Origin of the sequence: Burkholderia sp. FERM BP-3421 (assembly GCF_028657905.1) — a bacterium.
Taxonomy (GTDB): Bacteria; Pseudomonadota; Gammaproteobacteria; order Burkholderiales; family Burkholderiaceae; genus Burkholderia.
In genome coordinates, this window is sequence record NZ_CP117781.1 from 2,859,791 (window position 1) to 2,871,235 (window position 11,445).

At 71.1% G+C, this 11,445-nt stretch carries 13 protein-coding genes; 12 read left to right on the top strand and 1 reads right to left on the bottom strand.

Annotated features, from left to right (window positions below; genetic code table 11):
- Positions 1 to 295: 295 nt before the first annotated feature.
- The 9 genes from Bsp3421_RS15420 (at position 296) to Bsp3421_RS15460 (ending at position 8,545) form a co-directional block, all read left to right on the top strand.
- Positions 296 to 895 carry a sigma-70 family RNA polymerase sigma factor gene (locus Bsp3421_RS15420; RefSeq protein ID WP_273996796.1) on the top strand — a complete coding sequence of 200 codons (600 nt, stop codon included), beginning with the start codon at positions 296 to 298 and terminating at the stop codon, positions 893 to 895.
- Positions 892 to 1,620 carry an anti-sigma factor gene (locus tag Bsp3421_RS15425; RefSeq protein WP_273996797.1) on the top strand — a complete coding sequence of 243 codons (729 nt, stop codon included), beginning with the start codon at positions 892 to 894 and terminating at the stop codon, positions 1,618 to 1,620. Before Bsp3421_RS15420 ends, Bsp3421_RS15425 begins: the two co-directional genes overlap by 4 nt.
- A gap of 418 nt (positions 1,621 to 2,038) precedes the next feature.
- Positions 2,039 to 2,833: a DUF1295 domain-containing protein gene (locus tag Bsp3421_RS15430; RefSeq protein WP_273996798.1), complete on the top strand. Its 795-nt coding sequence runs from the start codon at positions 2,039 to 2,041 to the stop codon at positions 2,831 to 2,833.
- A gap of 22 nt (positions 2,834 to 2,855) precedes the next feature.
- The gene (locus Bsp3421_RS15435) at positions 2,856 to 3,950 is read left to right on the top strand and encodes an SAM-dependent methyltransferase (protein WP_273996799.1); all 1,095 of its coding nucleotides are present in this window, start codon (positions 2,856 to 2,858) and stop codon (positions 3,948 to 3,950) included.
- Positions 3,951 to 4,053: 103 nt separating this feature from the next.
- Positions 4,054 to 5,343, top strand: a complete 1,290-nt coding sequence (locus Bsp3421_RS15440; RefSeq protein ID WP_273996800.1) for an NAD(P)/FAD-dependent oxidoreductase — start codon at positions 4,054 to 4,056, stop codon at positions 5,341 to 5,343.
- A complete protein-coding gene (locus tag Bsp3421_RS15445) occupies positions 5,340 to 6,131 on the top strand; it encodes a DUF1365 domain-containing protein (protein ID WP_273996801.1) in 792 nt (263 codons plus the stop codon). The genes Bsp3421_RS15440 and Bsp3421_RS15445 overlap by 4 nt, the downstream gene beginning before the upstream one ends.
- Positions 6,128 to 7,339, top strand: coding sequence for an SAM-dependent methyltransferase (locus Bsp3421_RS15450; RefSeq protein WP_273996802.1), 1,212 nt, complete (start codon positions 6,128 to 6,130; stop codon positions 7,337 to 7,339). The genes Bsp3421_RS15445 and Bsp3421_RS15450 overlap by 4 nt, the downstream gene beginning before the upstream one ends.
- Positions 7,305 to 7,883, top strand: coding sequence for a chalcone isomerase family protein (locus tag Bsp3421_RS15455; RefSeq protein ID WP_273996803.1), 579 nt, complete (start codon positions 7,305 to 7,307; stop codon positions 7,881 to 7,883). Before Bsp3421_RS15450 ends, Bsp3421_RS15455 begins: the two co-directional genes overlap by 35 nt.
- 143 nt (positions 7,884 to 8,026) lie before the next feature.
- A complete protein-coding gene (locus tag Bsp3421_RS15460; RefSeq protein WP_273996804.1) occupies positions 8,027 to 8,545 on the top strand; it encodes a DUF2878 domain-containing protein in 519 nt (172 codons plus the stop codon).
- Between the two features lie 116 nt (positions 8,546 to 8,661).
- Here the strand turns inward: Bsp3421_RS15460 and Bsp3421_RS15465 are convergent, their stop codons facing one another.
- Positions 8,662 to 8,901: a hypothetical protein gene (locus Bsp3421_RS15465; RefSeq protein ID WP_273996805.1), complete on the bottom strand. Its 240-nt coding sequence runs from the start codon at positions 8,899 to 8,901 to the stop codon at positions 8,662 to 8,664.
- A gap of 361 nt (positions 8,902 to 9,262) precedes the next feature.
- On the opposite strand from Bsp3421_RS15465, the gene Bsp3421_RS15470 reads away from it, so the two are divergent.
- From Bsp3421_RS15470 to Bsp3421_RS15480, 3 genes are read left to right on the top strand one after another with little or no spacing between them, the layout of a single operon-like run.
- Positions 9,263 to 9,733: a MarR family winged helix-turn-helix transcriptional regulator gene (locus tag Bsp3421_RS15470; RefSeq protein WP_273996806.1), complete on the top strand. Its 471-nt coding sequence runs from the start codon at positions 9,263 to 9,265 to the stop codon at positions 9,731 to 9,733.
- Entirely contained in the window at positions 9,730 to 10,302 is a 573-nt protein-coding gene (locus Bsp3421_RS15475) for an isochorismatase family cysteine hydrolase (RefSeq protein WP_273996807.1), read from the top strand. Before Bsp3421_RS15470 ends, Bsp3421_RS15475 begins: the two co-directional genes overlap by 4 nt.
- A gap of 10 nt (positions 10,303 to 10,312) precedes the next feature.
- Positions 10,313 to 11,344, top strand: a complete 1,032-nt coding sequence (locus Bsp3421_RS15480) for an FUSC family protein (protein WP_273996808.1) — start codon at positions 10,313 to 10,315, stop codon at positions 11,342 to 11,344.
- Positions 11,345 to 11,445: the final 101 nt, after the last annotated feature.

Consider the following 11,445-nt stretch of genomic DNA (forward strand, 5'->3'; position numbering starts at 1 on the left):
AAAGACTAATAAGGTACATTTATTCACATCTGGAGACGGGATTCCGTTGACTTGACCGAGGCGGCTCATGCGATCCAGGCGTAAGCGCCGTGAAAAAAACGCACTCGGCCGCATCCGCGCCCCGCGCCGGGACGTAATCGTCGACAGGCGCGCGCCACCCGGCCCGCGCCGCCGCCCGTTCACTCACGAGTCGCCCCGCCTCATGCTGAATGCCACGCCCTCGCTGCGCCCGTCGATGCTATATTCGACCCGGCACTCCTCCATCCGCCCGGGCGACGTCAGCCTCATGCCACGCATGAACGAAGACGCAGGACACGCAGAGCCCCTCGACCACGACGCGTCCGATCCGGACCGCGCGCGGCGCACCCGTCTGAACGCCCTGCTGCTGCAGGTCGCGTCGGGCGACCAGCCGGCCTTCGCGGCACTCTATCGGCAAACCTCGGCAGGCCTGTTCGGCGTGATCGTCCGGATGCTGCGCGATCGCGGCGAAGCCGAGGACATCCTGCAAGAGGTGTACACGTCCGCCTGGCGACGCGCCGACCAGTTCGATCCGGCGCGCGGCAGCGCGATGACGTGGCTCGTCACGCTCGCCCGCCATCGCGCGATCGACCGGCTGCGGCAGCATCGCGAGGAGGCGCTCGACGAAGACACGGCACTCGATCTCCCCGACGCGGGCCCGACACCCGCCGCGCAAGCCGAGGCCAGCGAGGAACGGCGCCGGCTCGAACAATGCCTGGGCGCGCTGGATGCGCCGCAGCGCGACGCGGTGCGCGAAGCGTTCTTCACGGGTGCGACCTACAGCGAACTGGCGGAACGCGTGCGGGTTCCGCTCGGCACCATGAAAAGCTGGATCCGGCGCAGCCTGATCCAGTTGAAAACCTGTCTCGAACGATGAGCACGCCCCTCGATCCCGAACGCGAACTGCGTTGCGCCGAATACGCGCTCGGTGTGCTGGACGCCGGCGAGCGCCGCGCGCTGGAACACGCGTTGCCCGACGATCCCGCCTTGCAGGCGACGCTGGCGCACTGGAATGAACGCCTCGCGCCGCTCGCCGAGGCGGTTGCGCCGATCGAACCGCCGGCGCGGGTCTGGACGCGCATCCGTCACGACCTCGGCTTCGCGCCCGCGCCCGGCTCCGCGCCGCGCAGCGGCTGGCTGGACAACCTGCGGCTGTGGCGCTGGCTCGCGATCGGCGCGAGCGTCGCCGCGCTCGCGCTGCTCGCGGTCAACCTCGTCTGGCTGCACGAGGCCGCGCCGCCCGCCGCCGGCGGCGTCGCGAACCGCTATCTGGTCGCGACGATCGCGCGCCAGGACGGCATCGCGCACTGGACCGCCACGGTCGACCTGCAACGCGCGAGCCTCGTCGTCGTGCCGGCCGTCCCGCCGCGCATCGCGGCGAAGCGCGTGACCGAACTCTGGCTGATTCCGCCGAACGCCCAGCCCATCCCGCTCGGCGTATTCGCCGCCGACGCCCCCGCGACGCTCGCGTTGCCGCCCGCGGTCGTCGCGCGCATGAGCGCGCGCGCCACGCTCGCGGTCTCGCTCGAACCGCCCGGCGGATCGCCGACCGGCCTGCCGACCGGCCCCGTGCTTGCAACCGGTCCCATGCAGGGCGCCTGAGCCGCGGCGACGCGCCCGCGCGATGACGCATGCCTGACTGACGCCCCGCTCGTGGGCCGGTCACGCGCACCGATCCGGCGCGATGCGGCTCGTTACGCGCGTCGCATCCGCAAGCTGTGGGCCTCGTTGCCCGCGCCTCCATGCGGCGCCGCCTCTCGCCTCTCGCCTCTCGCCTCTCGCCTCTCGCCTCTCGCCTCTCGCCTCTCGCCTCTCGCCTCTCGCCTCTCGCCTCTCGCACCTCGCCTCTCGCCTCTCGCACCTCGCACCTCGCACCTCGCACCTCGCACCTCGCACCTCGCACCTCGCACCTCGCCGCATCCGCCTCAACCCATCGCCCCGCTCCCGGCTCCCCCCTCATCGTTGCATCCGGTACGCCCGCTGATCCGTATCCGTCACTGAACGCCTCACGGAGCCGCCCATGCCTGTCCTCGCGACCGCCGCGCTCGCCAGCGCCGGGACCCTCGCCGCCTTCCTCGCCGTCTGGCTGCGGCAGATGAAAACCCTGAACGCCGGCGTGATCGATCCGGTCTGGGCCGCCTCGCTCGGCGTCACCGCCGTGCTCGCCGCGGCGCTCGGCACGGGCGCGCCCGTCAATCGCGCGTTCGTCGGCGTCGCCGGCGGGCTCTGGGGCGCGCGCCTTGCCGCCCACCTGTGGCAACGCCAGCACGGCAAGCCCGAAGACGCCCGCTACCGACAGTTGCGCATCGCATGGGGCGCTCACGCCTCGCGCCGCATGCTCGGGTTCTTCCTGCTGCAGGCCGTGGTCTGCGCACTGTTGTCGGTCGCGTTCCTGGTCCCGGCCTACCAGCCCACGCCCGCCGGCGGCCTGCGCCTCGCGGGCGCGGCCGCCGTGTGGCTCGTCGCGCTGGCCGGCGAGCGCGCGGCCGATCGCCAGCTGCGTCGCTTCATCGCCGTGTCGGGCGGCTCGCGCGCCGTATGCCAGGCGGGGCTGTGGCGCTACTCGCGCCACCCGAACTACTTCTTCGAATGCCTTCACTGGGTCGCGTATCCCGTGCTCGCGCTGGACCCGCACTGGGGCGCGCTCACACTCGCGCCGCCGCTGCTGATGGCCTGGCTGCTGCTGAAGGTTTCCGGCATTCCCGTGCTCGAGGCGCATCTCGCCGCGACCCGCCCCGCTTATCGCGGCTACATGCGCACGACGAGCGCGCTGATCCCGTGGCCGCCGCGACGGCCCGCCCCCGATCCCGACTGATCCGATCCCGACAGGAGCCACGATGAGCGACACCACGACCCCTCGCGCCGGCCGCCCGACGCCCGCCGCCCACGACAGCTGGCCCATCCGCGCCTGCGAACAGGGCTGGCTGCCCGACGCGCTGGTCCGGGCCGGCATGCGCGCACTGCTGCGCCAGCGCCTGCGCGACGAACAGGCGGGCGACGGCGAAGCATGCGCCCGCGCCTTCGAGCAGTTGCTGTGCGAACTGCGCGCGAGCCCGATCGCCATCGACACCCCGGCCGCGAATTCACAACATTACGAATTGCCGCACGCGTTCTTCGCCGCGCATCTGGGCCCGCAACTCAAATATTCGTGCGGCTATTACCCGAACGGCCGCGAAACGCTCGCCGAAGCCGAGGAAGCGATGCTCGCGCTGTACGCGACGCGCGCCGGCCTCGAGGACGGGCAGCGCATCCTCGACCTGGGATGCGGCTGGGGCGCGCTGTCGCTATGGCTCGCGCAACGTTATCCGCGCGCGCAGATCGTCGCGCTGTCGAATTCGCACGGCCAACGCGCCTTCATCGAGGCGGCCGCGCATGCGCGCGGCCTCACGAACCTGCGCGTGATCACCGGCGACATCGTCGATTTCGACTTCGACCCGGATCAGGCCGGCTTCGATCGCGTGCTGTCGATCGAGATGTTCGAGCACATGAAGAACTACGGGCTGCTGCTGCGCAAGATCGCGCGCTGGATGCGCGACGACGGCCTGCTGTTCGTGCACCTGTTCGCGCATCGCACGCTCGCCTATCACTTCGCGGCGCGCGACGGCAACGACTGGATGTCGCGCCACTTCTTCACGGGCGGCACAATGCCGTCCGCCGCGCTGTTGCTTCGCTTCCAGGACGACTTGCGGGTGCGCCGCCAGTGGTGGCTGAACGGCACCCACTACGCGCGCACCGCGAACCAGTGGCTCGCGTCGCTCGATGCCGCGCGCGACCGGGCGCTGCCGATCCTGGCCGACTGTCATGGCCGGCAGGCCGCGCGCGCGTTCCAGCGCTGGCGCATGTTCTACATGGCCGTGGCCGAGTTGTTCGGCTACGCGCGCGGCAGCGAATGGGGCGTCGCCCACTACCTGCTCGACAAACGTCGCCGCTGACCACAGCGCGGCGCGACGCCGTGCATCCGCACGCGCGCGCCGTCCGTATTCAGGGCTAGCGGCCGTTCCGCACGTTGCCGCGCCACCAGGGAGACTCAACGCGATGGATCATCATTACGCGTTCCTGCAACCGGGCCGCAGCGTCGCCGTGATCGGCGCGGGCATCGCCGGGCTCGCCTGCGCGTACCTGCTGGCGTGCCGCCACCGCGTCACGCTGTTCGAGGCGGAGCCCACGCTGGGCGGCCATGCGCATACCGTCGATGTCGAGCTGGACGGCCGGCGCCATCCGGTCGACACCGGCTTCCTGGTCTTCAACGAGCGGACTTACCCGAACCTCGTCGCGCTGTTCGCCGAACTCGGCGTCACCGCCCATCGCAGCGAGATGTCGTTCTCGGTGTCGCTCGACGACGGCCGCTTCGAATGGGCCGGCACCAGCCTCAACACGGTGTTCGCGCAGCGCGCGAACCTGTTCTCGCCGAGCTTCATCGGCATGCTGCGCGACATCCTGCGCTTCAACGCGCACGCCGAGCGACATCTGGAGGCCGCGAGCCGGACCCGCTGCTCGGTCGGCGACCTGCTGACGGACGGCGGCTACGGCGCGCCGTTCCAGCATCACTATCTGCTGCCGATGGCGGCCGCGATCTGGTCGAGCACGGCGCACGAGATCCTGCGCTTTCCGGCCGCGACCTTCCTGCGCTTCTGCCTGAACCACGCGCTGCTCCAGGTGGCGCGCCGCCCCAGCTGGCAGACCGTCGCCGGCGGCGGCCGCGCCTACGTCGAGCGGATCGCGGCCACGCTCGACGACGTGCGCACCGGCACGCCGGTGCGCGCCGTGCGACGCGATGCGCACGGCGCGACCGTGTTCACCGACGCCGGTCCGGCCCGCTTCGACGCGGTGGTGCTCGCGAGCCACGCACCGACGAGCCTCGCCCTGCTCGCCGACGCGGAGCCGGACGAACGCCGCGTGCTCGGCGCAATCCGCTATCAGCGCAACCTCGCGCTGCTGCACACCGACGCCGCACTGCTGCCGAGGCGTCGTCGCGTGTGGTCCGCCTGGAATTACCTCGGCGCGCGCGACGCGACCCGGCCGGTGTGCGTCAGCTATCTGATCAACCAGTTGCAGCCGCTGCCGTTCGACACCCCGGTGATCGTCACGCTGAATCCGGTCAGCGAGCCCGCGCCCGAACGCACGCTGGGACGCTACCAGTACGAGCATCCGCTCCTCGATCTCGCCGCGCTCGACGCGCAACGGCATCTGCCGTCCTTGCAGGGACGCCGCCGCACCTGGTTCGCCGGCGCCTGGACCGGCTACGGCTTCCACGAGGACGGGCTCAAGTCGGCGCTCGCCGTGTCCGTCGATTTCGGCGTCCGGCCAGCCTGGACGCGCGCATGAACCGGCCCGCCTCCCCCGCCGCCGGCCTGTTGCTGCTCGGGCGGGTGCTGCATGTCCGGGAACGGCCGGTGCGGCATCGCTTCGCGTACCCGTTGCTGTGCGTGCGCTGCGACGTGGCGCGGCTCGCGGAACTGGACCGCTGGTGGTTCGGCATCGATCGCTGGGCGCCGCTCGGACTGTCGCGCTTCGACCACGGGCCGCGCGACGGCCGCCCGCTCGACGCGTGGATGCGCGACCAGCTCGCCGCCGCCGCGCTCCCGGCAGACGGCGCGATCTGGCTGCAAACGATCCCGCGCCTGTTCGGCCATGCGTTCAACCCCGTGAGCTTCTGGTTCTGCCACGATCGCGACGGACGCCTGCGCGCGCTGTATGCGGACGTGCGCAACACATTCGGCGGCCATCACGGCTACCTGCTGAGCGCCGCGAACCATGCGCCGATCGGCCCGGACACCGTGCTCGTCTGCCGCAAGCACTTCCACGTCTCGCCGTTCTGCGACGTCGCCGGGGAATACCTGTTCCGGGTCCGCGAGCAAGCCGCGCGGACCCGCATCGCGATCGACTACCGCGACCGGGACGGCGTGCTGCTGCGCACCGCGCTCGCGATGCGCGCCGGGCCGCTGACCGGCCGGCGCGCGGCGCGCGCGCTGCTCGCGCAGCCGTTCTCGATCGTCGGCGTCCTCGCGCGCATCCACTGGCAAGCGTTGCGTCTCGCGATGAAACGCGTGCCGTTCCACGGTCGCACGCCGCCCTCGGCGACCGCGCTGCCCGATCAGGAGATGCGCTCATGACGCTGCTCCGGCTGTCCTCGCTGCCCGCCGCGCCGCCGCCGTCGGCGCGGCTGTTCCTCGCGCTGCTGCGCCGCATCCGCCACGGTCATCTGGTGCTCGTCACGCCCGACGGCGCGCAGCGCCTCTACGGCGATCCTCATGCGCAGCCGTCCGCGACGCTGCGCCTGAACGATTGGCGAGCCTGCCGCGCGATCCTGCGCGCGGGCGACATCGGCTTCGCGCAGGCCTATCGCGACGCATGGCTCGACACGCCCGACCCCATCGCGCTGCTGCGGCTCGCGATCCGCAACGAGGCGGCGCTGTCGCGCACGGTGTGGGGCGGACCCGCGGCGCGCCTGTGGTACGCGCTGCGCCATCGGCTGCGCCTCAACACGCACGCGGGCAGCCGGCGCAACATCCACGCGCATTACGACCTCGGCAACGACTTCTACGCGCTCTGGCTCGATCCCGGCTGGACGTATTCAAGTGCGCTGTTCGACGGTCCGACCGGGCCATCGCTCGAAGTGGCGCAGGCGGCGAAATACCAGCGCATCATCGATACGCTCGGCCTGCGCGCCGGCATGCGCGTGCTCGAAATCGGCTGCGGCTGGGGCGGCTTCGTGCTCCATGCGGCGCGCCTCGGCATCGAGGTGCGCGGCGTGACGCTCTCGCCGCGCCAGCACGAGATCGCCGCCGCGCGATTGCGTGCGGCGGATATCGCGACGCCCGCGAGCGTCGAGCTGCGCGACTACCGCGACCTCGACGGCCAATACGACGCCATCGTGTCGATCGAGATGTTCGAAGCGGTCGGGGAGGCGTACTGGCCCACTTATTTCGAGGTACTGAAACAGCGGCTCGCGCCGGGCGCGCGTGCGCTGGTGCAGTCGATCACGATCGCCGATGCGCGTTTCGCCGCGTATCGCGCGTCGAGCGACTTCATCCGCGAAACGATCTTTCCGGGCGGGATGCTGCCCAGCCCCGCGCGCTTCATCCGCTCGGCCGCCGATGCGGGCCTGCATGCCGTCTCGACGCTCAGCTTCGGCCCCGACTACGCCCGCACGCTGCGCTGCTGGCGCGACGCGTTCGAAAGCCGTCTCGACGACGTGCGCGCGCTCGGCTTCGACGAACCCTTCGCGCGCACGTGGCGGATGTATCTCGCGTATTGCGAGGCAGGTTTCATCGAGGGATGCACCGATGTCCGGCACTTCGTCGTCTCGCGCGCGCCTTGATGCGCGTCGACGCCTGCTGCTCGCGCTGGCGTCCGCGCCGCTGCTCGGCGCGCCGCTCGCGCACGGCGGCTGGCGCGACGACGTCGCGCCGGCGCAGCGGATCGGCGCGGGCGAATTCTGCGTACTCGGCTTCTGCCTGTACGACGCCGAGCTCTGGGCCGCGCGGGCCGATTCCGGATTCGACGCGCCGTTCGCATTGCGCCTCACCTACCGGCGCGCGATCCGTCGCGAACGGCTCGTCGCCGTCGGTCTCGACGAGATCGAACGGCTCGCCGCCGCGCCGCTGCCTGCCGCCACGCGCGCCGCATGGCGCGACGACATGGCGCGCGCGTTCGGCGACGTCGCGGCGGGCGACACGCTGTGCGGGGTTTACCTGCCGGGCAAGGGCGCGCGTTTTTACGCCAACGATCGGCTGACCGCTGAAATCGACGATCCCGCGTTCGCTCGCGCGTTCTTCGGCATCTGGCTCGATCCGCGCACGCGCGCACGGACGCTGCGCACGCATCTGCTCGGCGGGGCGCAAGACGAATGGGGCGGGCCATGACCTGCCGACGCGCGATCCGGCGTCCCGCGTCGAACGCGCGGGAGAGCGTGCGGTCCGTCGAGCGGCTGCCGGACAACCCCGGGACGCGCTCGGCGCCTGACGTCCCTGTACGGGACGAATCGCCTGCGATGCGAGCGGGCGCGATGTTCGTGCTCTGCCAGGCCGGCTGGTACCTGTGCGTGGCGGGTGCGGCGCGTCATGCCGCGCTGCTCGGCATCGGCTTCGCAGCGGGCATGGCGGCCGGGCATCTCGTGTCGCATGCGCAGCCGGCGCGCGCGGCCGGGCTCGTCGTCAGCGTCACGGCCATCGGCTGGTTGTGGGACAGCCTGCTCGCCCGCACCGGCCTGCTCGTCTACGTGGACAGTGCGCTGCCCATCGTTGCCGCACCGGTCTGGATGGCGGCGCTCTGGGCCTTGTTCGCGATCCAGCTGGACGGGCCGTTTCGCTGGTTGCAGGGCCGCCCGTGGCTGGCCGCCGGCCTCGGCGCGCTGGTCGCGCCGCTGTCGTTTCGCGCCGGCGCGGCGCTGGGCGCCGTGAAGATGGCCGACGTCGGCGAGGCGCTGCTCGCGATCGGCCTCGGCTGGGCGTTCCTGCTGCCGGCGTGCCTGGCGCTCGCGCGCCGCTGGCATGCGCCGTCTCGCGGGGAAGTGCGGGATTCGTGAACACGTGCGCAAGGCACGTGCTCAGGCCGCACCACACTTGTATCGAGGCACGACGGGCATCGCTGCCGGACCTGCCGGCGCGGCATGCCGACGATGCGCAGCGGGCGGCCTTTGCGTCAGCCGCGCCCGCTCGCCGCCGGCTTCGCGGACGCCGGGCGCTTGGCCGGATGCGTCCGGCGCGTGATGAGATCGGCAATCGGATCGGCCGCCTCGGCAGACGGCGCGGCCTTGTGCGCCACCGGCTTCGCCGGCTTGTGCGAAGCGGCCGGATGCGTGGACGCCTCGGCGGCCTGGCGGGTGGGCCGGGCGCCCAGCCATTCTTCCGTGTAGGCCGCTTGCGCGGGCAAAGCAGTCATGAGGACGACGACGGATATGAGGCGCGGCAGGATGATGTGATTCACGGTCGATGACGGAGGTAGGCAATGACGCCGCAGCACGGCGCGACCCGGCATCTTGCAGGCCGAACGCCGAGCGGTCAATGATCGGATTGTTAAGTGGGGCGGCGGCGTGCCGGTACTGGCGTTATTCCCGGCCGCGTACTCATGTGGTTTCTCCCCCAAACCAGATCGCGAATGTCCTGCTTCGTCCGGCTCGCCTGTCTTGTCCGCTTGCCACGCAAACCGGCGAACTCGGGAACCTATTCCCCTACTCCCCATCCCTTGCCTGCTCATCTTTGTCATTTTGCTATATTTTTATAACTATATTAAAGTAGCGACCATGAAACCCGATGCCGACCTTCAGTTCGCCGCCCACCTGCGCAGCCAGGTCACCGCGCTGATCCGCCGCCTGCGCCAGGAAGCGCAGGCCGATCCCGTTCAGTTCGCGCAACTCGTCGTGCTGGGCGCGATCGACCGGCTCGGCGACGGCGTGACGCCGTCCGAGCTGGCCGCGACCGAGCGGCTGCGCTCGTCGAATCTCGCCGCGCTGTTGCGCGAGCTGGAAGCGCAGGCGCTGATCGACCGCCTCCCGGATCCGAACGACGGCCGCAAGATCCGCCTGTCGCTGACGGCGACGGGCCGGCGCATGCTCTACGGCAATCGCGCGAAGCGCGAGGAATGGCTCGTGGCCGCGATGCGCGCGTGCCTGAGCGCCGAGGAGCGCGCGCTGCTCGAAGCCGCCGGCCCGCTGTTCGAACGTCTGGCCCAATACGACCCGCCCAGCCCCTCAACCAAACGGAGCCCTCGATGACCACCGCCCTGATCGGACTCGACTACATCGTCGACATCATGCATCCCACCGGCAAGATCGCCCGCAGCGCCGCCCACGCGGCCGCGCGCGACGTGGTCGGCCGCTTCAACCAGGCCCTCGCGCTCGCCCGCTCGCGCGAATGGCTGCGGATCCTCGTGAAGGTCGGCTTCGAGCCCGGCTACGCCGCCCTGCCGAGCCGCTCGCCGATGTTCGGCCGCGCGCGCGAATTCGGCGCGCTCGACCTCGCCGGCCCCGGCACCGCGTTCCATCCGGACCTGGACGCCGCCGCCGCGCAACTCGTCGTCGTCAAGCCGCGCGTCAGCGCGTTCCACGGCACCCCGCTCGAACCCGCGCTGCGCGCGAACCGGATCGAGCGTGTGGTCGTCGCCGGGGTCAGCACGACCTGGGCCGTGCAGGCAACCGCCCGCGACGCGCACGATCGCGACTACGAAGTCCTGGTGTTGGAAGAGGCCTGCGCCGCCGCGACCGACGAGGAACACCAGCGCTCGATCGAGATGCTGCGCGGCATCGCGCGGATCGTCACGCTCGACGAACTCGCCGCCCACTGAGGCCCGCGCGATGCGCGCCGTCCGCGAGGCCCTCGACCCCGGCGCGGGCCTGCGCGCGCTGGCCGTGCTCGCACCGCTCGTCGCGCTGTATGCGCTGAGCCGCGACGCCGGGTGGCTGCAGGCGGCGCTCGTCGCGATCGCACTGTTCGTCGCGCACGAGCGCGTCGACCTCGCGCCGGTAGGGCTCGTTGCACAGGGGCTCGCGATCGTCGCGGGGGTCGGCGTGCTGTCGTATGCGTTGCCTGTGCCTATTGCGTTCGCCGCCGGCTGCGCAGCGCTCGCGGCGATGAGCGTCGCGCTGTCGCTCGTCGGTGCGCGGCTGCGCTCGCTCGGCAACTACATCTTTATTCCGGCGCTGTATCTGAGCTATGAGACCGCCATCGCGCATGGATCGGTCAAACGTCTGTTGCCTTATCTCGCGGTGGGGGCGTTGCCGCCGATTGTCGCGGCGGGTATCGCGCAGTGGCGGCGCGCCGCCTTGCAGGACCGTTGGCGCGCACTCGTTCGCTGGCATGCACCGCGCGGCCCGGTGGTCGGCGCGCCGCGCGACGTCGCGTTGCCTGCGATGCTGGCTGTCGCCTGCGCGGTCGCCGTGGCAGCGGCGCTGGTCGTTTCACGGAAGCTTGAAGGTGGTCAATGGGTAGTCTGGTCGGCGGCGAGCGTCGTCACCGGCAGCGTGGCCGAAAGTCTCGTGAAGCTGCGCGATCGCGGCCTCGGGGCGCTGGTCGGCGCGCCGCTCGGACTGCTCGTCGGTTATCTGCTGCCCGCCGCGCCGCTGGCCTATACCGCCACCGCGCTCGCATCGATCCTCACGCTGGTCTCGTTTCGACATTATGCGAGCGGCTTCGCCGCGCGCTGCGCGTGTATTGCGTGCGCTGCGTGGATCGCGCAGCAGTCGGCCGCGATCGCGGTGGAACGGGTGGTCGATGTCTGGTTGGGTGGGTTGATTGGTTGCGCGTGCATGTTGGTTGTTGCGCCGTTGGCTGGGCGGGTGGTCGGTCTGTGGAATACGTCGGCCGCTTCGGCGGCGCGCGATGCGTAGCGCCCGAGTTGCGCCGCCAGCGGTACGGATATCGGGGAAAGATCTGTCTGGACTCGGCCAGGAGCGGTCAGACCACAACTCGAGTTAAATTGGCAACAATC